The sequence below is a fragment of the Burkholderia sp. 22PA0099 genome, from assembly GCF_047497165.1.
GTDB lineage: Bacteria > Pseudomonadota > Gammaproteobacteria > Burkholderiales > Burkholderiaceae > Burkholderia.
This window is the reverse complement of the sequence record NZ_CP163165.1, coordinates 401,545-424,104: the sequence shown is the minus strand read 5'-3', so window position 1 is coordinate 424,104 and position 22,560 is coordinate 401,545. Positions and strand designations below refer to the sequence as shown.

The 22,560-nt window shown below is 64.9% G+C and carries 21 protein-coding genes; 7 read left to right on the top strand and 14 right to left on the bottom strand.

What is annotated here, in order from left to right:
• Window positions 1-26 precede the first annotated feature (26 nt).
• A complete protein-coding gene (gene pxpA / locus AB4851_RS17110) occupies window positions 27-779 on the top strand; it encodes a 5-oxoprolinase subunit PxpA (protein ID WP_414450786.1) in 753 nt (250 codons plus the stop codon).
• Window positions 780-1,260: 481 nt separating this feature from the next.
• Here the strand turns inward: pxpA and AB4851_RS17105 are convergent, their stop codons facing one another.
• The 9 genes from AB4851_RS17105 to AB4851_RS17065 all read right to left on the bottom strand — a co-directional run bounded on the left by AB4851_RS17105 (window position 1,261) and on the right by AB4851_RS17065 (window position 11,356).
• Window positions 1,261-2,409, bottom strand: coding sequence for a TraB/GumN family protein (locus AB4851_RS17105; RefSeq protein WP_414450785.1), 1,149 nt, complete (start codon window positions 2,407-2,409; stop codon window positions 1,261-1,263).
• Window positions 2,402-3,418, bottom strand: coding sequence for a peptide ABC transporter ATP-binding protein (locus AB4851_RS17100; RefSeq protein WP_414443359.1), 1,017 nt, complete (start codon window positions 3,416-3,418; stop codon window positions 2,402-2,404). The genes AB4851_RS17105 and AB4851_RS17100 overlap by 8 nt, the downstream gene beginning before the upstream one ends.
• On the bottom strand, window positions 3,415-4,410 hold the full coding sequence (locus AB4851_RS17095; RefSeq protein WP_414450784.1) for an ABC transporter ATP-binding protein: 996 nt from the start codon (window positions 4,408-4,410) through the stop codon (window positions 3,415-3,417). The genes AB4851_RS17100 and AB4851_RS17095 overlap by 4 nt, the downstream gene beginning before the upstream one ends.
• A 2-nt stretch (window positions 4,411-4,412) precedes the next feature.
• A complete protein-coding gene (locus tag AB4851_RS17090) occupies window positions 4,413-5,324 on the bottom strand; it encodes an ABC transporter permease subunit (RefSeq protein ID WP_414450783.1) in 912 nt (303 codons plus the stop codon).
• A 4-nt stretch (window positions 5,325-5,328) separates the two neighbouring features.
• Complete coding sequence (locus AB4851_RS17085; RefSeq protein WP_414450782.1) at window positions 5,329-6,339, bottom strand: ABC transporter permease subunit; 1,011 nt, start codon at window positions 6,337-6,339, stop codon at window positions 5,329-5,331.
• Between the two features lie 119 nt (window positions 6,340-6,458).
• Complete coding sequence (locus AB4851_RS17080; RefSeq protein WP_414450781.1) at window positions 6,459-8,075, bottom strand: ABC transporter substrate-binding protein; 1,617 nt, start codon at window positions 8,073-8,075, stop codon at window positions 6,459-6,461.
• Window positions 8,076-8,364: 289 nt separating this feature from the next.
• Complete coding sequence (locus AB4851_RS17075) at window positions 8,365-9,678, bottom strand: MFS transporter (protein WP_414450780.1); 1,314 nt, start codon at window positions 9,676-9,678, stop codon at window positions 8,365-8,367.
• Window positions 9,679-9,860: 182 nt separating this feature from the next.
• Window positions 9,861-10,169 (bottom strand): high-potential iron-sulfur protein, encoded by a 309-nt coding sequence (locus AB4851_RS17070; RefSeq protein ID WP_414443365.1) that lies wholly within the window; start codon window positions 10,167-10,169, stop codon window positions 9,861-9,863.
• Window positions 10,170-10,375: 206 nt separating this feature from the next.
• Window positions 10,376-11,356, bottom strand: a complete 981-nt coding sequence (locus AB4851_RS17065) for an AAA family ATPase (RefSeq protein ID WP_414450779.1) — start codon at window positions 11,354-11,356, stop codon at window positions 10,376-10,378.
• A gap of 372 nt (window positions 11,357-11,728) precedes the next feature.
• On the opposite strand from AB4851_RS17065, the gene AB4851_RS17060 reads away from it, so the two are divergent.
• The 6 genes from AB4851_RS17060 to AB4851_RS17035 all read left to right on the top strand — a co-directional run bounded on the left by AB4851_RS17060 (window position 11,729) and on the right by AB4851_RS17035 (window position 17,671).
• On the top strand, window positions 11,729-12,292 hold the full coding sequence (locus AB4851_RS17060) for a hypothetical protein (protein WP_414451878.1): 564 nt from the start codon (window positions 11,729-11,731) through the stop codon (window positions 12,290-12,292).
• A 3-nt stretch (window positions 12,293-12,295) separates the two neighbouring features.
• Window positions 12,296-13,105: an endonuclease/exonuclease/phosphatase family protein gene (locus tag AB4851_RS17055; protein WP_414450778.1), complete on the top strand. Its 810-nt coding sequence runs from the start codon at window positions 12,296-12,298 to the stop codon at window positions 13,103-13,105.
• Between the two features lie 246 nt (window positions 13,106-13,351).
• Window positions 13,352-14,122, top strand: a complete 771-nt coding sequence (locus AB4851_RS17050) for a ferredoxin--NADP reductase (RefSeq protein WP_414450777.1) — start codon at window positions 13,352-13,354, stop codon at window positions 14,120-14,122.
• Between the two features lie 426 nt (window positions 14,123-14,548).
• Window positions 14,549-15,388 carry a sensor histidine kinase gene (locus tag AB4851_RS17045; protein ID WP_414450776.1) on the top strand — a complete coding sequence of 280 codons (840 nt, stop codon included), beginning with the start codon at window positions 14,549-14,551 and terminating at the stop codon, window positions 15,386-15,388.
• A gap of 9 nt (window positions 15,389-15,397) precedes the next feature.
• Window positions 15,398-16,063: a response regulator transcription factor RqpR gene (gene rqpR, locus AB4851_RS17040; protein ID WP_414450775.1), complete on the top strand. Its 666-nt coding sequence runs from the start codon at window positions 15,398-15,400 to the stop codon at window positions 16,061-16,063.
• Window positions 16,064-16,267: 204 nt separating this feature from the next.
• A complete protein-coding gene (locus tag AB4851_RS17035) occupies window positions 16,268-17,671 on the top strand; it encodes an amino acid permease (protein ID WP_414450774.1) in 1,404 nt (467 codons plus the stop codon).
• An 89-nt stretch (window positions 17,672-17,760) separates the two neighbouring features.
• Here AB4851_RS17035 and AB4851_RS17030 read toward each other — a convergent pair whose 3' ends face one another.
• The 5 genes from AB4851_RS17030 to AB4851_RS17010 form a co-directional block, all read right to left on the bottom strand.
• A complete protein-coding gene (locus AB4851_RS17030) occupies window positions 17,761-18,177 on the bottom strand; it encodes a hypothetical protein (RefSeq protein WP_414450773.1) in 417 nt (138 codons plus the stop codon).
• Window positions 18,178-18,263: 86 nt separating this feature from the next.
• Window positions 18,264-18,929 carry a hypothetical protein gene (locus AB4851_RS17025; RefSeq protein ID WP_414450772.1) on the bottom strand — a complete coding sequence of 222 codons (666 nt, stop codon included), beginning with the start codon at window positions 18,927-18,929 and terminating at the stop codon, window positions 18,264-18,266.
• Window positions 18,926-19,072, bottom strand: coding sequence for a putative peptidoglycan-binding domain-containing protein (locus AB4851_RS17020; protein WP_414451877.1), 147 nt, complete (start codon window positions 19,070-19,072; stop codon window positions 18,926-18,928). Before AB4851_RS17020 ends, AB4851_RS17025 begins: the two co-directional genes overlap by 4 nt.
• A gap of 5 nt (window positions 19,073-19,077) precedes the next feature.
• Window positions 19,078-21,354, bottom strand: coding sequence for a glycosyl hydrolase 108 family protein (locus tag AB4851_RS17015; RefSeq protein WP_414450771.1), 2,277 nt, complete (start codon window positions 21,352-21,354; stop codon window positions 19,078-19,080).
• Between the two features lie 321 nt (window positions 21,355-21,675).
• The gene (locus AB4851_RS17010; RefSeq protein WP_414450770.1) at window positions 21,676-22,407 is read right to left on the bottom strand and encodes a PepSY-associated TM helix domain-containing protein; all 732 of its coding nucleotides are present in this window, start codon (window positions 22,405-22,407) and stop codon (window positions 21,676-21,678) included.
• Between the last annotated feature and the right edge of the window lie 153 nt (window positions 22,408-22,560).

Sequence of the window (22,560 nt, the reverse complement as noted above, 5' to 3'; positions counted from 1 at the left end):
CTCCCCCTTTTGACGACGAGACCATCATGCATATCGATCTGAACGCCGATCTCGGCGAGGGCTGCGGCGCCGACGAGGCGCTGCTCGATCTCGTCACCTCCGCCAACATCGCCTGCGGCTGGCACGCGGGCGGCGCCCCGGCGATGCGCGATTGCGTACGCTGGGCCGTCGAGCGCCACGTTGCGATCGGCGCGCATCCGAGCTTTCTCGACCCGGAAAACTTCGGCCGCAAGGAGATGGACCTGCCGCCGAGCGAGATCTACGCCGGCGTCCTCTATCAATTGGGCGCCCTGGCTGCGATCACACGCGCCGAAGGCGGCCGCCTCGCCCACGTGAAGCCGCACGGCGCGCTCTACAACCAGGCCGCGCGCGATCCGCAGATCGCCGAAGCGGTGGTGGCCGCGATCCGCGATTTCGATCCGTCGCTGGCCGTGTTCGGGCTGGCCAACAGCGGCTTCGTGGCAGCGGCCCGGCAAGCGGGGCTGACGGCGGTGGAGGAAGTGTTCGCCGATCGCGGCTATCGTGCCGACGGCTCGCTGGTGCCGCGCAGCCAGCCGGGCGCGCTGGTGCACGACGAAGCGCAGATGCTGGCGCGCACGCTGGAAATGGTGCGTGGCCGGCAGGTGCAGGCGGTAACGGGAGAATGGGTGCCGCTCAATGCGCAAACCGTCTGCCTGCACGGCGACGGCCCACATGCGCTGGCGTTCGCGCAGCGAATCCGCGCGGCGCTGGAGCAGGCCGGGGTGATGCTGACGGCGCCGGGCACGGCCCACGCCTGACCGCCGCGAGGCGCGGTCGCGGCACCGAAGCGGCGGCACCAATAAAAAAAGCGCCCCCGGGCGCTTTACTTTTTTAATTCACGTTTTAAATAAACCGTGAATCGGATCAATTGAATGACGTCATTCAAAATCGTGTCATTCAATAATGTCGGAATCAATTACCGAATCAGAATCGGGACCTAAAATACGTCCGCCGCCGCCGGTCTTGCAACCCCGGCCGTACGGCGGAACGCCCAATTCCAACCACGCTTTCGCGTGCCTCGTAGTTCTTTGTTCATTGGCCTCGCGTACTGCCGGTGGCCGTTGCCGGCACGTCAATACGTGCCGGCAATGCCATCCTCGCGCTTTTTATGGTGCTGCTACCCCGTAGTGCTTGTCTTTTCGGATTTAAATCCGGTGTGGATTGGAGAATAGTTTTGACAATGTTTCATGTCAATCTCCAAATACGAAAAATCGGTAAGACTGTGGGTTTTCCCCATCATCAGTACGCGTCGACACGAAAACCTTGCCGCTTTAACAATTCGATCACACCTTTCGGGCCGCCCAGGTGCAATGCGCCCACCGCCACGAACAGCGGGCGGTTCGGCCCGGCCAAGGCGATCGAGCGCGCGGCGAAGCGGCGGTTGCGCTCGTAGAGGATCTTGCCGTCGATGGCGTCGGCCACCGGCCGCGAGCGCGCCAGCCGTTCGGTCTTGGCGCTGGCCCAGGCGGCCAGCGCGTCGGCGTCGCCAATCCGCCACAGGCGGTGCAGCGCCTTCACGTCGTCGGCGTTCTGGGCCGGCGTCTGCACGATGTCCTGCGCCAGCATTTCGCGTTGTTCGGCCAGCGTCAGCCCGGTGAACGCCCGCATCTGCTCGGCGAGCGTTTCCAGCCCCACCACGCGCGCGCCCTTTTTCTTCAGGAACACGTTCTGGAGCTGCGCCTCGGTGCCGTATTCGGTCTGCAACCCGGCGGAAATGGAATCGTAAGTTTCGACCACCAGTGCGGCCAGCCACGGCCGCATCCGGCGAATGCCGTCGAGCGCGGCGGGGTTGCCGCGCAGCCGGCCCGACAGGCGCTGCCAGAGCGGCTCGGGCAGCAGCTTCGGCAGGCACGGGTAGCGGCACACGCCGAACTTCGACACGTCGTCGGCGGATTCGAGCAGGTCGTCGGGTGACAGTTCGAGCGCCAGCACCGGCGACACCGCGAGCGCGGCGAGGATCGGTTGGCGAAACGGCTGGCCGGGCGGGTAGTCGATCGGGTCGCCCACATGCAGCGTGCCGAGCAGGTAGATGGTGGTGCGCCCGCGCGTGGCGACGTAGAACGGCATGCGCGCCGGCTGCACGCGCACCGTGCCGCTCGACACGGTGGGATTGGGCGGCGGCGAATGGAAACCCGGCAACGACAGCGAAGGCGGCAGCCGCGCGCCGCTCAACGGCGCATGGGCGCCGACGCCCTGCGCCTGCGCGGCCTCGCCGGGCCAGGCCAGGCCGGCCAGCAGGCAGGCGCCCGCCAGCACGACGCCGGCCACCGCCCTGGCACGGCGCGGCGTGGCCCGTCGCGGCCCGCGCGCGTTGCGCTGGCCGCCCGACTGCGGCCGGCGCGCGGCCGATACCGAACCGCGCTGCGCCGCCGCCCTGGCTTCAGGCATTACCGTCACCCACCTCCTCGGCGCGATGGCAGGCCACCTGCCGTCCATCGACCTCGCGCAGCGCGGGCACCTCGGCACGACAGCGCTCGACCGCATACGGGCAGCGCTGGTGAAACGCGCAGCCCGACGGCGGATTGAGCGGCGAGGGCAACTCGCCTTCCAGCTTGATCTGGATGCGCCGGTCCGACTCGAAGATGGCCGGCGTGGCCGACATCAGCGCGCGCGTGTACGGGTGACGCGGCCGGGCGTAGATGCTGGCCTTGTCGCCCAGTTCGGCCACCGCGCCGAAGTACATCACCATCACGTCGTCGGCCACATGCTCGACCACCGACAGGTTGTGCGAGATGAACACGTAGCTGGTACCGAACTGCTGTTGCAGATCCATGAACAGGTTCAGGATCTGCGCCTGGATCGACACGTCGAGCGCCGACACCGGTTCGTCGGCCACCACGATCTGCGGTTCGAGGATCATCGCGCGCGCGATCGCCACGCGCTGGCGCTGCCCGCCCGAGAACATGTGCGGATAGCGCTTGGCGTGCTCGGGGCGCAGCCCCACCGTGCGCATGATCTCGGCGATCCGCGCCGCGCGCTCGGTCGGGCCGAGCGGCGTGTTGATCGCGAGCGGCTCGCCGAGCGTCTGCTCGACGGTCTTGCGCGGGTTCAGCGAGGCGAACGGGTTCTGGAACACCATCTGCACGCGGCGGCGCAGCGCGGCGAGCGCGTCGCGGTTCGCGCCGGCCACGTCCTTGCCGTCGATCCGCAACTGCCCGGCGGTGGGCGCCTCGATCAGCGTGAGCTGGCGCGCCAGCGTGGATTTGCCGCAACCGGATTCGCCGACCACGGCCAGCGTGCGGCCGCGCGCGAGCGTAAACGACACGCCGTTGAGCGCCTTGACGGTAGCCTGGCCGAACATGCCGCGGCGCACCGCGTAATGCTTGGCCAGCCCGTCGGCGGCCAGCACCACGTCGTCGCGGTCTGCCGCGCGCGGCTGTGCGTGGACTGCGTTCATCGTGCACCTCCCGACGGTTCGAGCGCTTGAAGATTCAACGGCTTGATGCAGCGCGCGCGCATCGCGGCGTCGCCGGGCGCCAGCTCCACCAGCGCCGGACGCGCCTCGTGGCACGCGCCCACCATGTATTTGCAGCGCGGCGCGAACAGGCAGCCGGTGGGCCGGTCGTCGCGCCCCGGCACCATCCCCGGCAACGCGGCCAGCCGTTCGGCGCCCACGTTGTGCTCGGGAATCGCCGCGAGCAGCGCCTCAGTATACGGGTGGTGCGGCGACGCGAAGATGTCGGGCACGCGGTTGGTTTCGATGATCTCGCCCGCGTACATCACGGCCACGCGCTGCGCGACCTCGGACACCACGGCCAGATCGTGCGAAATCAGCACCAGCGCCATGCCGCGCTCCTTCTGCAGCGTCACCAGCAGATCCATGATCTGTGCCTGGATCGTCACGTCGAGCGCGGTGGTGGGTTCGTCGGCGATCAGCAGCTTCGGGTTGCAGGCCACCGCCATCGCGATCATCACGCGCTGGTTCATGCCGCCCGACATCTGGTGCGGGAACGTATCGATGCGGTTCTTCGCGTCGGGAATGCCCACCTGGTCGAGCAATTCGAGTGCGCGCTTCTTCAGCGCGTCGCCGCGCAGCCCTTCGTGCAGCTTCAGCACCTCGCGGATCTGATAGCCGACCGTGTAGCTCGGGTTCAGGCTCGACAGCGCGTCCTGGAACACCATCGCGATGTCCTTGCCGATGATGCGGCGGCGCTGGCGCGCGCTGGCCTTGAGCAGATCCACGCCGTTGAACGTGACTTCGTCCGCGCTGACGATGCCGGGCGCGTCGACCAGGCCCATCAGGGCCATCATCGTCACGCTCTTGCCCGAGCCCGACTCGCCGACCACGCCCACCACCTCGCCCGGCGCGACCGACAGATCAATGCCGTCGACGGCGGCGAGGCCGTTGAAATTCACCGCAAGATTGCGGATGGTCAAAAGGTCGCTCATGGTCAGGCCATCCGTTTCAGTTTCGGGTCGAGCGCGTCGCGCAGGCCATCGCCGAGCAGGTTGATCGCCAGCACCGAGATCAGGATCGCGAGGCCCGGCATGGTGACGATCCACCAGGCGTTGTCGATGTAGTCGCGCGCCGAGGCCAGCATCGCGCCCCACTCGGCCGCCGGCGGTTGCACGCCGAGGCCGAGGAAGCCGAGCGCGGCGGCGTCGAGGATCGCCGACGAGAAGCCCAGCGTGGCCTGCACGATCAGCGGCGCGGTGCAGTTCGGCAGCACCTGCGAGAACATCAGGCGCAGCGTGCCGGCGCCGGCCACGCGCGAGGCGGTGACGTATTCCTTCTGCAACTCGCCGAGCGCCGAGGCGCGCGTCAGGCGCACATAGCCGGGCAGCGCCACGATCGCGATCGCGAACATGGTGTTGGTCAGGCCCGGGCCGATGATCGCCACCACCGCCACCGCCAGCAGCAGCGAGGGCAGCGCCAGCAGCACGTCCATCACGCGCATCACGGGCGTGTCGGCCCAACGCTGGAAGAACGCGGCCACCAGGCCGAGCACCACGCCGGGGATCAGCGCCAGCACCACCGACACCAGGCCGATCCAGAACGACATGCGCGCGCCGTACATCAGCCGCGAGAGGATGTCGCGGCCGGCTTCGTCGGTGCCGAGCACGAAGCGCCAGTTGCCGCCGTCGAGCCAGGCGGGCGGGATCTTGACGAAATCGCGGTATTGCTCGATCGGGCTGTGCGGCGCGACCAGCGGCGCGAAGATCGCCACCAGCACGATCAGCAGCACGATCAGGCCGGCCGCCACCGCGCCGCGATTGCGCGCGAAGTGGCGCCAGAATTCTTGCAGCGCGAGCGTGCGGCCGCCAGCGGCGACCGACGGCAGCGCGTCGGGGAGTTCGCTCATCGGATTACCTCGTATGGCGGATGCGGGGGTTGAGCACGCCGTAGAGCAGATCGACGACGAGATTGACGATGATCACGAGCGTCGCGATCAGCAGGATGCCGCCCTGCACCACCGGGTAGTCGCGGCGGCTGATCGCATCGATCAGCCACTTGCCCACGCCCGGCCACGAGAACAAGGTTTCGGTCAGCACCGCGCCGGCCAGCAGCGTGCCGACCTGCAGGCCGATCACGGTCACCACCGGGATCAGCGCGTTGCGCAGCGCGTGCACCACCACCACGCGCGCCGGCGACAAACCCTTGGCGCGCGCGGTGCGGATGTAATCCTCGCGCAGCACTTCGAGCATCGACGAGCGCGTCATGCGCGCGATCACGGCCAGCGGAATCGTGCCGAGCACGATCGACGGCAGGATCAGGTGGCTCACCGCCGAGCGGAACGAGCCTTCGTCGGTCGCGAGCAGCGCGTCGATCAGCATGAAGCCGGTGACGTGCGGGATGTCGTATTCCACCGCGATGCGGCCCGACACCGGGGTCCAGCCGAGCGCGGACGAAAACACCATGATCAGGATCAGGCCCCACCAGAAGATCGGCATCGAATAGCCGGTCAGCGCGGTGCCCATCACGCCGTGATCGATCACCGTGCCGCGCCGCAGCGCGGCGATCACGCCGGCCGGCAGGCCGATCACGAGCGCGAACACGAGCGCGCAGATCGACAGCTCGACGGTGGCCGGGAAGCGCGCGAGGAACTCGTCCATCACGCTCGTATTGGTGATGATCGACAGGCCCAGGTCGCCGTGCAGGGCACGGCCGATGTAGTGCAGATACTGCATCGCGAGGGGCTGGTCGAGGCCGAGGCGGTGCATCGCCTCGGCATGCATCGCCGGATCGACGCCGCGCTCGCCCATCATCACTTCGATGGGATCGCCCGGTATCAGGTGGATCAGCGCGAACGCAAGGATGGTGATGCCGATGAAGGTCGGAATCACCATGCCGATGCGGCGCAACACAAATCGCAACATGGCGGGTCTCGGGTGTCTGAAATCGTGGGGATGAAATGCAAACCGGCGACGAGGGGCCGAGCCCCCCGTCGCCGGATCAATTATGGTGCAGCAACGTCAACGTGGCGAACCAGCGATGCTTACTTGACGCTCACGCCGTCGAAGCGGATATAGCCGAGCGGCTCGATGCGCTGGTCGACCACGTTCTTGGTGGTCGGCTGGTAGACGGTCGAGTTGGCGATCGGCGAATACGGCACCTGCTGCGCGAAGATCTGCTGCGCCTGCATGTAGATCTTGCTGCGCGCATCCTGGCCGTTGGTCACGCGGCCCTTCTGGATCAGCGCCTCGAACGACTTGTCGCACCAGCGCGAGAAGTTGTTGCCGTTCATCGCCGTGCAGCCGAGCAGCGTGCCGAGCCAGTTGTCCGGGTCGCCGTTGTCGCCCGTCCAGCCGATCAGCATGGTGTCCTGCTCACCCGAGTGCGCGCGCTTGATGTACTCGCCCCATTCGTACGTGACGATCTTCGCCTTGACGCCGATCTTGGCCCAGTCGGACTGGATCATCTCGGCCATCAGCTTGGCGTTCGGGTTGTACGGACGCTGCACCGGCATCGCCCACAGCGTGATCTCGAAGCCGTTCGGGAAGCCGGCCTTGGCGAGCAGCGCCTTGGCCTTCGCGGTGTCCTGCGCCGGCATCTTCAGGTTCTTGTCGAACGACCATTGGGTGGGCGGCACCGGCGCATCGGCGGCCTGGCCCGCGCCCTGGTACACCGATTCGATGATCGCCTTCTTGCTGATCGCCATGTCGAGCGCCTGGCGCACGGCCAGGTTGTCGAGCGGCTTGTGCTGAACGTTATAGGCCAGGTAGCCGAGGTTGAAACCCGGCTGCGACGGCATCGCGATATTCGAATCGGCCTTCAGCGTCTCGATGTCGGCCGGACGCGGATAGCTCATGACCTGGCACTCGTTGCGCTTGAGCTTCTGCACGCGCACGCCGGCATCGGGCGTGATCGAGAAGATCAGCTTCGAGATCTTCACGTCGCCCTTCTTCCAGTAGTCGGGGTTGCCGTCGTAGCGGATCGTGGCGTCCTTCGTGTAGCTGCGGAACACGAACGGGCCGGTGCCGATCGGCTTCTGGTTGATGTCGGGCGCCTTGCCCGCCTTCAGCAACTGGTCGGCGTATTCGCTCGACAGGATCGACGCGAACTCCATCGCCATGTTCTGGATGAACGGCGCGTTCGGCTCCGACAGCGTGAACTTGACGGTGTACGGATCGACCTTCTCGACCTTGGTGATCAGCTTGTCGAGGCCCATGTCGGTGAAGTACGGGAAGCTGACCGGGTAGGCCTTGCGGAACGGCTGGTTCGGATCGAGCATGCGCTCGAACGTGAACAGCACGTCGTCGGCGTTGAATTCGTGCGTGGGCTTGAAGTACTCGGTGGTCTGGAACTTCACGCCGTGGCGCAGGTGGAACGTGTAGGTCTTGCCGTCCGGCGAGACATCCCACGATTCGGCCAGGCCCGGTTCGACCGTGGTGCCGCCGCGCTTGAATTCCACCAGGCGGTTGTAGATGGTGAAGGTGGCGGCCGAGAAATCGGTGCCCGTGGTGTATTGGGCCGAGTCGAAGCCGGCCGGGCTGCCTTCCGAGCAATAGACGAGCGTCTTGTTCGGGATCTGCGCATGTGCCGCGCCGGCGACGCCGAACGTTGCCGCTGCAACGGTCGCGATCGCGACGTGCAACAGACGATTGGATTTCATTGTGGTATCTCCAGGTCTCGTGCTGGCTGGAGCCAGCGTGCGGCGATCTTACTTGAGCTTACGCGCCGCGAACAAGCTGGCCAAAATGCGCTGGCAAACGCTTGGCCCGTGCTTGCCCGCCGATTTCCGGTGTGCTTGCGCGCGGCGCGCCCGGCCTGCTGCGACGCGGCAGCGCAGGCCGCTGCGTTTCGTCGAATCGCTAAACAACGCGCCGCGCGCGCGGAACACTTGCCGGCACAGTGGAACACCCGCGCCGAACCGTGCAAGAAATGACAGGACGCGCCCTGCCTCAGCGCTCGCCGCCCGGCGCGACGCGCGGCATGCAGGCCACCGCGACCACCGACAGCGCGAGGCCGGCCATCACGTAATAGGTCGGCGCAAGCGGCGTGCCCGTCTCGCGGATCAACCAGGTGACGATGAACTGGCCGAATCCGCCGAACAGCATGACGGCGACGTTGTACGCAAGCGACAACCCCGTGGAGCGCACGTTGGCCGGGAACAACTCGGCCAGCATCGCGCCGAACGGCCCGTAGTAACCCGACAGCGTGATCGACAGGATCGCCTGCACCAGCACCAGCCGGCCGACGCTCGGTGCGGCGTCGAGCCAGATGAACAGCGGGTAGATCAGCACCAGCGTGGCGATCAGCGACCCCAGCGACAGCGCCTTGCGCCCGATGCGGTCCGACCACGCGCCGGCCAGCGGCGTGAGCACCGTCAGCAGCAGGCCGCCGACGATCACCGCGTAGAACGATTCGGCGTACGGCAGCTTCAGTTGCTTGACGGCGAACGTCGGCAGATAGCTGATCAGCACGTAGATCGTCACCGTCAGCGCGATCACCGAGCCGAGCCCGCACAGCACCTCGCGGCCGTGCTGCGAGAACACCTCGCCGAGCGTGGCGCGGCGCGCGCTGCCGCGCGCGGCGACGAACGCGTCCGAATCGGCCAGATGGCGGCGCAGGTAATAGCCGATCGGGCCGATCAGCAGCCCGAGCACGAACGGCACGCGCCAGCCCCAGCCGCGCAGCGCCTCGGGCGACAGCCCATGCGTGACGAGCGTGCCGACCAGCGCGCCCGCCAGCAGCGCGGCGGCCTGGCTCGACATCTGCCAACTGCCGTAGAAGCCGCGTTGCGACGGCGGCGCCGCCTCGATCAGCATCGCCGTGGCGCTGCCGAATTCGCCGCCGGCCGAAAAGCCCTGCAACAGCCGCCCGAACACGATCAGCAACGGCGCGCCGATGCCGATCGCCGCATACGTGGGCGCGGCCGCGATCACGAAGATGCCGCCCGTCATCAGCAGGATCACGAGCGAGAGCGCGGCCTTGCGCCCGGCGCGGTCGGCATAGAGGCCGAGCACGATGCCGCCGATCGGCCGCATGAAGAACGCCACGCCGAACGTGGCGGTGGTCAGCAGCAGCGAGCCGTATTCGCTGCTGGTCGGGAAGAACAGTTCGGCGATCACCACCACCATGAAGCTGAACACGGTGAAGTCGTACCACTCGAGCGCGTTGCCGATCACGGCGGCGATCACCGCGCGGCGGCCGGGCGAAGCGCCGCCCGGGCGAGTGGGGTGGGCCGGTTGCGTCTTGTCGGTTGCCGAGGCCATGCGTCTCCCGTTGGTCGTGGTTGCCCGGCGCGCGCCGCGCATGTGCGGAGGCGGGGCCGTGGTGTCAGCGAGTGTAGGGGAGCGATGGAAGCGATTACAAGCGGCGTAAAAAAACCCGGCGGGCGGGAGCCGGCCGGGTTCGCTGCGAAGCGGCGCGCGCGCCGCCTGGCTTGATCGGTGGTTCAGGCCATCTTCGTGAACGCGCTGCACCAGCCTTTCGCGGCCACGTCCTTGCCCGGGAACGCGATGCAGCCCGCCGACGTGCTGCCCTTCTTGCCCTGGTACATCGAGCAGGCCGCGCAATCCTGGCCGGCGGCGAATTTCGGGAACTTGGCCTTGTCGACCTTCGACGCATCGGCCTTGTAGCCGAGCGCCACGGCGGTCGGATCGGTTTCGGACAGCAGCGGCGCGGCGAAGGCTTCGCGTGACAGCGCCAGCGCGGACATCGTGCCGATGCTGGTGATCAGGAAACTGCGACGGGACGTTTTCATGGGGACGTGCTCCAGCTTCTCGGTATGGGGGACGGCCGCTCTGACGGCGGCACGGCCGAAGCATAACGTTCCCGCATGGCATTTGCGCTGCCGAATGCCGAAGATAAACCAGCGCGAAAGCCGCGCGGCTTGCAGTGCGCTTTCAACGTCATGCGCCTGCAAGCCGCGCGATCTTCATCGCCTCACCCACCACGCAAACCGCACGGTCAGAAGCCGATCGGCCGCCGCTTCGGCATGCCGTCGTCGGCGCGGATGTCGTCGGCGCGCACCGCATCGCGGCCGTCCAGCCGCGCCGCGCCGAAACCGTGCAGCAGCGCGCGGCGCATGGTGCGCGGCGGCACCGCGGCCAGCGCCGCGAGCGCGTCCTCGCCCAGTTGCTCGGGAAAGCGCCGGCCCCACGCGTGCGTGCCGCGAATCTCGCCGTAGATCGTCTGCGCGATGCGGCGTGCGCCGGCCTCGTCGGGCGACGCGATCTCGTACACGTTCATGCGGTTCAGGATCGGCTCGGGAATCGACGCGGCATCGTTCGCGGTGGCGATCCAGATCACGTTGCCGGCATCGATCGGCACCTCGGCGAACTCGTCGACGAAGCTGCTCGCCGTGTCGTGTTCGAGCAGTGCATAGAGCGCGCCGAGCGGGTCGTACTGCGCATCGTTGCCGGCCTTGTCGATTTCGTCGATCGCGATCACCGGGTTCGAATAGCTGCCGTTCACCAGCGCCTCGAACACCTTGCCCGGCTTCGCGTTCTTCCATTGCGACGACGCGCCCGACAGCACCCAGCCGGCCGTCAGCGAACTCATCGGCACGTAGTGATACGCGGTGCCGAGCATCTGCGCGAGCGCCTTGGCGAAGTGGGTCTTGCCGATGCCGGGCGCACCGAGCAGCAGGATCGGCATCAGTTCGAGCCGGTCCTCGGTTTCGAGGCACAGCGCGACCTGCTTGCGCACGTCGTCGAGCGGGCCGGAGAAATTCGGCAGCGCCTCGGCCAGCGCGTCGAACGCGGGCATGCGCGTGGGCTTCACGCAAAAGCGCAGGTTGCCCGTCTTCAGCATCTTCTCGTAGGTGGCGCGCAGGGCCTCGCTCGCGCCGTCGTTCAGATCGTTCAGCGCCGTCTCGATCTGTTCGAGATCGTAGACCCGGCTGAACGACGCCACCGCCAATTCCTGCTTCACCATCGCCGTCGTCATCGCATACCTCCACTCGCCACGCCCGGTTGCCCCGGGCTCGCCACCGCTGCCGCCGTTGCTGCGCGGCACGCGGCATCAGACCCCACGCAGCCAGTGTTGGGCAGACAAAAGCCCCGCGCAAGCCAGCACTCGACGGCGTCTGCTGCCAAACCGGCAGGCGCTGCACGGTGCGGCGAGCGCGCGTATCATCGACGATTCACCGCGTTGCGCGCCGGCCGTCCGCCGCCGCGCCGCCGGCTTCACGAGGAATTGCCGATGACCGAGCTTTCGCTGCTGACCGCCCCCGTCGCTGGCCGCACGCGCACCGCGCGCGGCGTGAAACCGAATGCCGCGCGGCGGGTCGAAAGCGTTTCGGGTTGGCTCGTGCGTTCGATGTCCTCGTTGCCCCGCTTCTCCGTTTCCGCTTCGGTTCGCCGTGCCGCGTGGTCCGCTGCCTCGGCCGCCGCCGTGGCCGGCCTGCTCGCCGCCGCGCCGCTGGCCGCGCAGGCCCAGGCCGCGCCGGGCAGCCCCGCCGCCAGCAGCGCGCCGCAATCGATCGCCTGGGAAATCCGCGTGCAGCACGACGGCCAGACGGTCGACACGTTCCAGCGCACCACCACGGTCGGCCAGTCGCGCACCGACACCCACACCTACCCCGTCACGCTGCCGGCCAACTGCACCGGCCAGGACGCGTCGATCGTCGCGAAGGTCCGGCCCGAGCGCACGCGCACCGTGACGGTCGCGCCGCTCTACGTCGACGGCGGCACCGTCACGCTGCAGCTCGACGCCCAGGAAACGCTCGACGACGGCGACGGCTGCACGCTCGCGCCGCGCCAGATCTCGGCCAATCATCCGGGCCTCGCCGTCCATGCCGACACCTGGACCGACTGGGCGCCGGCCGACAAGAACGCGCACCTGCTTTACCAAGTGCGCGCCCACGTCGTGCAACAGGACTGAGTCATGCACGCCGCTTCCCAGGCCCTGCCGTTCGCCAAACCGCAATCGGCGCCGAACGAGATCACCGCGGTCAGCTGGAACCTGCACAAGGGGCGCTCGCCGCTCGGCTTCACCGCGTGGAACGCGATGCGACGCTGGGTCGAATCGACCCACGCCGATGTCTATTTCCTGCAGGAAGCGATGGCGCGCCGCATGCCGCGCCCGGTGCTGGCGGCCGGCTTCGGCTCGCCGATGGACGATCCCGATGACGACGTCTGGCACTGCCAGGCCACTGAAATCGCACGCGCGCTCGACTGGCAGATCGCGCTCGGCCCGAACGTGTTCAAGCCGTCCTGGCGGCACGGCAACGCGATCCTCTCGCCGCATCCGCTCGACCTCGGCGGCCGCTGGGATATCTCGGCGCACCGCTTCGAACGGCGCGGCCTGCTGGTGGCGCGCGCCACGCTGGCCGGCGCGGCGCCGATCACGCTGTTGTGCGCGCACCTGGCGCTCACGCGCGCGGCGCGGCTGCGCCAGATGACCTGGATCGCTCACTGGATCGAGCATCACGCGCAGGACGGCCCGCTGATGCTGGCCGGCGACTTCAACGACTGGCGCAACGATTCGGTGCCGCTGTTCGGCGAAATCGGCCTGATGGAAGTGGCCACGCTGCTCGGCGAATCGGGCCGCACGTTTCCGGCCTTCTCGCCCGCGCTCGCGCTCGACAAGATGTTCGTACGCGGCTTCACGCCGCTCGAATGGCGCGCCCCCACCGGCGACACCGCCTGGCTGTCCGATCACCTGCCCTACGTCGCGCGCCTGCGCGTGGATTGAGCCACCGGCGCCCGCCGGTGGCCGCCGTTGCCATCTCGCCCGAATCGACAGGATCGCGAAGTTTTTCGTTGCATTTCCGCGCCGCCGCCGGGGTCAAGCGCGTTGCTCTCCCAAGCAGGGTAAAATACGGGGTTCTCCAAACGTCTATTAACGGGTAGGCCTGCGCTTTCGAGAGCGACATGCCCGCCATCGGCCGGTCTGCGGATCGGGCCGGTGCCCTCGTTTTCCGTCTCGTATCCGTATTCCATGAGCAAATTCGATACCGCTACCGTCCTGTCCGTCCACCACTGGACCGATACGCTGTTCAGCTTCACCTGCACCCGCGATCAAGCCCTGCGCTTCAATAACGGCGAATTCACGATGGTCGGCCTCGAGGTCGACGGCAAGCCGCTCGCGCGCGCCTACAGCATCGTCAGCCCGAACTATGAAGAGCACCTCGAGTTCTTCAGCATCAAGGTGCAGGACGGCCCGCTGACCTCCCGCCTGCAGCATTTGAAGGTGGGCGATCCGGTCCTGATCGGCAAGAAGCCCACCGGCACGCTGGTCGCCGACAACCTGCTGCCCGGCAAGACGCTGTGGATGCTGTCCACCGGCACGGGCCTCGCGCCGTTCATGTCGATCATCCGCGATCCGGATATCTACGAACGCTTCGACAAGATCGTCCTGACGCACACCTGCCGCCTGAAGGGCGAGCTGGCGTACATGGATTTCATCAAGCACGATCTGCCGGGCCACGAATACCTCGGCGACATCATCAAGGACAAGCTCGTCTACTACCCGACCGTCACGCGCGAAGCGTTCGACAACGAGGGCCGCATCACCGACCTGATCGCCACCGGCAAGCTGTTCAGCGATCTCGGCGTGCCGTCGTTCTCGCCCGAGAACGACCGCGTGATGCTGTGCGGCAGCACCGCGATGCTGAAGGACACCACCGAACTGCTCAAGCAGGCCGGCCTCGTCGAAGGCAAGAACAGCACGCCGGGCCACTACGTGATCGAACGCGCATTCGTGGACTGATCCGAAGCCGCGGCTGTTTGCCACACGAAAAACCGGAGCCTGGCTCCGGTTTTTTATTTTCTCGACTTATCCTGCCGTTACAGTTTCTCACCTGAACGTTAAAAAACCGTCGTATTTCTGCGTTGTCAACGCTACGAAACGTTGTTTTTTTGCGTGAAATATCCTGTCGGATTTTTCTGACACCAACCATCAGATTTTCAGTTATTTCCTCGGCAACTGCCCCGTCCGGCGCGCCTCGCTCATTTATTCTGAGTTAATATCCGTTGCGTTTTGACCTTTCGTATCAAACTTGCGAAGGGTCAAAACAGATATTACAAAATGTAAATTTTGTTACCCGCATGGCTTTCTCAGTACAGCCGGCATCTGCCATCGGTACGTACGGTTGGTAGTCCGAATCAACCCTCATTTTTAGCTGCAAGGAGTCGCATGGACAGGTCGCGTATCGCATTTTCCGCGAACGCCGTACCCGCACCGGACGGCCGTCCGGCATGCGCCTCCTTGCTTGCCGACCCGATGTCTCCTGCCAGCGATCCGTCGTCCGCCCACCGCGCGCACCTGGCCGACCTGTCGGCAGAACTCGCCGCCGCCGACGAACACGCACGCCACCACCTGGCCCGCGAGCTGCACGACGGCCTCGGCGCCGACCTGACCGGCGCGCGCTTCGCCCTCGCCAATCTCGACACCTGGTTGCCCGACGACGCCCCCGACGGCTGCCGTCAAGCACTGGCGCTCGCGCAGCAGGCGCTCGACGCGGCCATGGAGTCGTACCGCCGCGCGCTCGACAACGCCGCGCCGCAACTCGACGCCGGGCTGGTGAGCACGCTGTCGGGCTGGGTCGGCGCGTTCGGCGCACGCACCGGGCTGCGCACCAGCGTGGTCTGCGCCGCCGACGCCCGGCTCGCGCAACTGACCGGCGACGGCGCGCTGGCCGCGCTGCGCGTCACGCAGGAAGCGCTCGCCAACGTCGCCCGCCATGCGAACGCACGCTCGGCCGACGTCCGGCTCGACGCCACCGCCACTCATCTCGAACTGAGCATCGCCGACGACGGCGCGGGCTTCGGCACGCAAGCATTCCGTTGCGACGCAGGGCAAGACAGCGATCGCACCGGCCGCGGCCTCCTTCACATGCAGGCACGCTGCGCGGCGTTCGACGGCGCGCTCGCGATCGAAGCGCGCCCGAACGGCGGCACGCTGCTCCGGGCGCGCTTCGCGTGGTCCGCGCTGGCCGGGCGGCCGGTGGCGGCCGCGCAGGCTTCGGTGTCCTGAGGCACGACGATGGCGCTGAACCTGCTGCTCGTCGATGACCACGCGATCGTCCGCCAAGGCATCCGACAATTGCTGATCGACCGCCGCGTCGCGCGCGAGGTGGCCGAGGCCGAAACCGGCGCGGAGGCGCTCGCCGCCGCCGACAAGGGCAATTTCGACGTGATCCTGCTCGATATCTCGCTGTCCGACATGAACGGCATCGAGGTACTCAAGCGCCTGAAGCTCAAGCTGCCGTCCACGCCGGTGCTGATGTTCTCGATGTACCGCGAGGATCAATACGCGGTGCGCGCGCTGAAGGCCGGCGCGGCCGGCTACCTGTCGAAGACGGTCAACGCCGCGCAGATGATCTCCGCGATCCAGCAGGTCGCGGCCGGCCGCAAGTACGTGAGCCTCGCGCTGGCCGAGGCGCTGGCCGAATACGTCTCGTTCGAGAACGAGCCGCTGCCGCACGAGAAGCTGTCCGACCGCGAATATCAAACGCTCTGCATGCTCGCCTCGGGCAAGCGCCTGACCGACATCGCCGTCACGCTGTCGCTGTCGGTCAAGACGGTCAGCGTCTACCGCACGCGGCTGCTCGAAAAGATGAAGCTGTCGAACAACGCCGAACTGACGTTCTACGCGATGAGCAACCGGCTGCTCGACATGACGCCGCCCGCCCCGCCGCCCGGCGCTTGACGCGCCCGAAGCCCGCGCCCAAGCCCGCAGATCCCGACGCCCCGAAGCGCGCTCCCCGCGCGCAAGCTCCTGTTTTCATTGGACGAATAGGTGCAACCCGAATAGGGCAACCGATCGGGATCGGATAAAATGCCGGGTTCTACTCAATACAACCCTCGTTCTCGGCCGCAGTCAGCCGTGCGACTCACGTCCAACACCATCCGCATGTCACTTCTTCGCAAGAAAAACGTCGACCAGATGATCGCCGGCGCGCAACGCGCCGGGCTCAAGAAGGCGCTCGGCGCCGTCGACCTCACGTTCCTCGGCATCGGCGCCATCATCGGCACGGGGATCTTCGTGCTGACCGGCACCGGCGCCGTGCAGGCCGGCCCGGCCCTGATGGTTTCGTTCATCGTGGCGGCCATCGCCTGCGGCCTGTCCGCGCTGGCCTACGCCGAATTCGCCTCGACCATTCCGGTGGCCGGCTCGATCTACACCTATTCCTACGCCACGCTCGGCGAGCTGGTCGCCTGGATCATCGGCTGGGATCTGATGCTCGAATACAGCCTCGCGGCCTCGGCGGTGTCGGTCGGCTGGTCGGGCTACCTGCAATCGCTGCTGAAGGGCTTCGGCGTGGTGCTGCCCACCGTGCTGACGGCCGCGCCCGGCTCGGTGCCCGGCGTGCACACGATGTTCGACCTGCCCGCGTTCGCCGTCATGATGGCGATCACGGCGCTGCTGTCGGTGGGCATTCGCGAATCGACGCGCGTGAACAACCTGATGGTGCTCATCAAGGTGGCGGTGGTGCTGCTGGTGATCGCCGTGGGCGTGTTCCATGTGACGCCGGCCAACTGGACGCCGTTCATGCCGCACGGCTGGTCGGGCGTGTTCGGCGCGGCGGCCGTGATGTTCTTCGCGTTCATCGGCTTCGACGCGGTGTCGTCGGCCGCCGAGGAAGTGAAGAACCCGAAGCGCGACCTGCCGATCGGCATCATTGCGTCGCTGGCGGTGTGCACGGTGCTGTACGTGACGGTCGCGGCGATCGCTACCGGCATCGTGCCGTCGGCGCAATACGCCGGCATCACGCACCCGATCTCGTACGCGCTGCAAGTGGCCGGCCAGAAGTGGGTGGCGGGCTTCATCGACCTGGGCGCCGTGCTCGGCATGCTGACCGTGATTCTCGTCATGACCTACGGCCAGACCCGCATCACCTACGCGATGTCGCGCGACGGCCTGCTGCCGCCGGTGCTGTCGCGCGTGCATCCGCGCTTCCAGACGCCGTTCATCGCGACCTGGGTGATCGGCCTGTTCTGTGCGCTGATCGCCGCGCTGGTGCCGCTCAACGTGCTGGCCGAGCTGATCAACATCGGCACGCTGGCCGCGTTCGCGATGGTGTCGATCGCCGTGATCGTGCTGCGCCGCACGCGCCCGGATCTGCCGCGCGCGTTCCGCTGCCCGGGCGTGCCGTTCGTGCCGATCCTGGCGGTGGCCGCCTGCCTGTTCCTGATGCTGAACCTGAGCGCGGTGACCTGGAAGGCGTTCATCATCTGGCTGGTGATCGGGCTGGTGATCTATTTCGTGTATTCGCGGCGGAATGCGAAGATCGCGCAGGACGGTGGGGCTAGCTGACGGGAGAAGGCCGGTTGTTGTGCGAAACGCCCGCGAGCGCCTTATGTGTCTTGCGGGCGTTTTTGATTGGGGGTGGCGTGGCTTCGCGCTCAATCATCGACTCCGGCTACCGGAGGAACCGTAATCAAGCCATTAAACATATTCTCGTTTAAACCCGCAGACACACCTCGGTCGCAAGCCATGTTCACAACCAGACGCCCCTCCCTCAGAACATACACCCCACTAGGGAAACCCTTATAAACAACATAATCATACACACCCGACTTAAATTTTATATGTATGAAATTTAAATTACCTCCATAAATATGGCTAATCTGAAATTGCGCCAGAGGGGGAACCACCTGCGCCGGATATTCCAGCTCGATTTTATTCGAAGCTCCAAATCGATATTGCACATAGCCATTCTCAGGAGAAAAATTCCCAGAAGCACAAATCGATATAATTTTCTCGTTCGACACACAGCTAAAGTAGACATCTTCGAACGTATGACATAACGATGGGCTCATCGGCATGCACCTCTCCCACTAATGCCAAATTCAAAACCACCGCCCGCCATTTCCTAAGCATAACATCTCCGGCCTAACCCCACATATCACTTCACACAAGAGTCAATCGCACTACATTCGACCCAAACAATTGATCTGCGTCCATTTCCAGCATCAAACCTCACCTTCCAAAATTTGAAATCAGGCGAAATTTTTAATAACTTCAAATAATCCCCCTTGACAACATAAGCTCGCCCCTTGCTACGAATATCAGGCTCCTTATAGAAAAAAGCCTTGTCAACCACCACCACCCGTTCCCCTGGATGAAGCTCCGACGAAATATCCCGGAACATCTTCGCATTCAACGGAACGTAGTAATCGCCGCCCTCCGGCAGCTTCAACACACGCCACACCAAATACTCGCCATCGAGCTTGATTTCAGCCCTGCCCCCCGTAGCCCCGAAGAACGAATAAAAATCAACGATCGCGGAACGCCGATCCGCACTCACGCGGCCCCCGACATTCGAATCCCCACCAGGATCGCAGTCAATCCGATTTCCCGATTGTGCGATGTAGCAATAGGCCCCTGTTATGTCGCGCCCCTTTCTCTTGAACGACATCGAAAACCAAGGCCCATCCCCGCCACCATCAATCAAGTAGTCGACAGATTTCCACTTTCCGGCCAGTGATGTCGTGTCGGCGATAGAAAATACAGGCGCCATCGTCACAAAAATCAAAAGTACCGACCAACCGATCTGAGTTTTTAAATTCATATATCCGCTGCCAAACAGTCTTCCACACGATTAATCCATCCTCGAAGGTAAACCTTCTGAGATAAATCATTTCGCACCAGATTTTCGTAATAGCGCCTTCGAATTTCGGCAACATCCTGAAGCAATACTTCCTGACTCGACACATCGTTCAATGCCGAAATAGTTTCCCCCCCATCCCCCTGTCAATCTTGAGTTTCGAATCATATTTCTCATTCAAAATCTTCTGAATCTCCTTGACTGCCCCGCCCGACGTAATCGTCCAGTCGTAAATCATCAAAGCGACAGACATGTCATCCAGCCCACAGAAGCCGCGCGCCTGCCAATATCTTTTGAAATATATTTCCTCGGCCTGCTCGGCCGTCAGACTTTTAAGATTGTCGACAGTCGGCTCGATACCCAGGTCTTCCATTGCAAAAGCCTGCCACGTCCTCCAGGCAATACCATGGTTGGTTGCACCACCTTTGTCACTCGCCTGATTGGAATAACCGCCTTCATGTCTGAGAATGATTCTCGATATTTTCTTGAATTTATCGAAACAATCACATGGCCGAACGAAATTCCCCACCAACCCAATCGGATGAAGATGAAACACGTTTGAATCCGGAAACCCCTTTACGCCCGCACGCACCTCATCCCACCAAACCAGCTTTTCAATTCGCGCCAATTCCTCCTCATGCTGCCGCCTTGATCCTGTTTCTTGCTCCACAACATTGATCAGCGGCGCCCATTTCGACGGGTTCGCCCACTCGCTTTCGTGGCGAACAATCAGCCTGGACGCGGCCCGCGCCCCCCACGGATAGCCGGCATGCTCCATTCGCGTCAACTGGCACAGCGCATCGGCCGCGCGCATGCCGTCGCCCTTCGCAAACAATGCGTCATGGACCTGACGCATCAACGGGCTGAGTTTCGATTGCGCCGCAGGATCGGCAACCCCGGCCTGGCTCGCATAATCGAACCACGCTTGAGGGTTCGCAAAAATCGTATGGCTGGAATCGTGCGCATCCGACAGGCACTGGAAATCCACCCATTTTTGCGGAAACTCGCGCGTTACCCGACCTCCAGGAAAATTGAAATCGCGGACCCAGCCATCGATCGGATGTTCCAACGCATTGACGCCATCGACATGCCACCAACTCACAGGAAAGCCCGGGTCGGGGTGCGGATGCGGTTCAGGTATTCGACGCGCCGGATCACGCGCCAATTGCGCGATGGCATACGCTTGAACCGCATCGGTCTTGTTCAACAACGGATCGGCCCCCGGGATAAACTTGCCGTCGCCGGTTTGCCTATAGAGCACGGTGCCCGGGCCGATCCTCAGTAACGCAGGATCGGCAGGCAGGCCGAGTTCAGCCCAATCCTCGCGATGGGGACCGTATCGATTGACCCAGGCACAGCCCTGCTCGATGAACGACTCGATGTCTTCACCGCAGAACACCTCGACATGCACCATCCGGGTTGCGCCCGTGCACTGCGTCAGCGAGTCGTAACGTCCGAGATGGCCGACCGGATCGCCCGCCTTGATCGGAATCCCGCACTTCGATTCCGGGTCGATCGCCACGACCACGCGATCGAATGTCGAATCGGCCACGGACGCTTCGATAACCGTGCCACCGTTTTCCTCGCCGAGATACACCCATCCGCCGATCGCACATGCCGGCTCGACGTAACCGCCGGCTTCGGCCGGGTACAGCACAGCGCCAGGCAGATCCTCGACCTGAGCCCACCTGTGCCGATGCACGGTCTTTCGCTTGCCGAGAATCAGGATGGCGCCCTGCGGCACGATGCCGATCGACGCACCGTTCGGCACACGGCGTACGCGCAGGCCTTGCTGAGAAGCATCCGTGCGTGGCCCATTGCGGCGCCGCGACGGCGTGTCCCGCGCATACTCCGTTACCCGCCATTGCCGCAGCCAATAGGACGGCTTGTTGCGTTCCGGAAAATTTGCATAGTCCTCGTCCGACATGAGGTGCATGTAGAGGCTGTAGAACGTCAACGTGCTGTCGCGAGGAAACGTCATCGTGTGCCGTACCAGCGCGAAACCCGTGCTGTAGGCCGCGTGAGCAGGTGACTCGCTGTCGCCAGACGTCAGTGTGCTGAGCGGATAGGCCTTGTCGGCGCGAAAGGCAATCAATTCGCCATCGGCAATGCAACGCACGCCGGCGTCGAGATCCAGCCGCTCCCCTGCACCGGCTTCCGTGACATGAATCCCGCCGTGCCACATTCCCTTGCGACTGACGAGATAAGCCCCACCGGATTCGCACTCGGCCAACAGCCGATGGATTTCGTGCTCGTCGGTAAATCGCTCGGGCGCCTTGGCCTCACTCCGCCGCTTTCGCAGAAACGGGAAGGCGAACGGCAACAAGGTCAGTTTGGATGGTTGGGGAACGGGCGGGGAGGAACGCCGCGGCAACGCATTCTTCGGCATGAGCGATTGATATCGCGACCACACGACATGCGACGTGCGATTGCGCTGACGAATGGAAACGTCGTATTGAAATTTTCGAGATGATGTCCGTCAATGCGACCTGCGGCCTCACCGGCGCGTAGCGGTCTATCCGCTCGCGACGCCGCAAATCATTGCCTGGATCGACCGCCGATCCAGGCGAGTTGCCCAAAAGACTTCTTCAGCATGAAGCCCTGAAACAACAAAGCCCAAGGCGGGGCCTTGGGCTTTGTCTGCAGTCTGAGCCGGTCATTCCAACCGGCTTTTTTCATCCTCGCGCCTACCAACCCACCCGAACCACGCTCAATTCAACCCCGCCACCAGCGCCGCGACGATCGAACCGCCCACCAGCACCGCGCCGATCGTGCGGCGCTTGTTCAGCTCGGTCCAGAGCAGCACGCCCGTCAGCGACAGCAGCACCATCGCCCCGGCGATCGTATCGACCAGCAGCACCCAGAAGATGTTCATGCCGACGCCGCGATGCAGGTTGGTCAGCGTCGTCATCAGCGAGTTGTCGCTGCGCTTGACCGACACGAAGTTGTTGCCGACCCAGTATTCGGCGGTCACGTTCGCATTCGGCTTGAACAGCGAAATCTCCCAGCGCTCGGGCTGCATCACGCTGCGATCGCCCCAACTGACAGCCTGCGCCGGCTCCTTGCGAATGCGCGAGCGGCCACCGTCGAACTTCAGTTCATCGGTCAGCCAGGCCTGAAGCCGAGCCGGCGTCTTCGGCGCGGCGGCCGGCAGCGGCAACTGCACTTCCGTCACGCTCGGCGCGCCCGGCGAGATCCGCAGCGGCGGCGCACGGTGATTCAACACGAAGCCGGTCACGCCGAACATCAAGCCCATCACCGCGCCCCACAGCCCCACCCAGCCGTGCACCTTGCGCAGCCACTTGATGAACGTGGCGCGCCGCGAACGCTGACGCCGCGCGGCCAGATCGGCGTCGGCCAGCGGCCGCGCAGGCGCGGCATACGGCGTGGTGGTAACAACGCCCGCGGGCAACGTGGATTCGATCGATTCGGGCGCGTTCAAGCTGACTCCAATGCCAATGCAACAAGGGTGGCCCGCGATTCCAATCGCCGGCCACCCAGTTCGATTTAAATGAGAATCGCTATCATTACACAACAATGTGACAGACTCAATGCGTCACGCTGACAACGCTGTAAAGCGCAGCCGCCGCAGCCG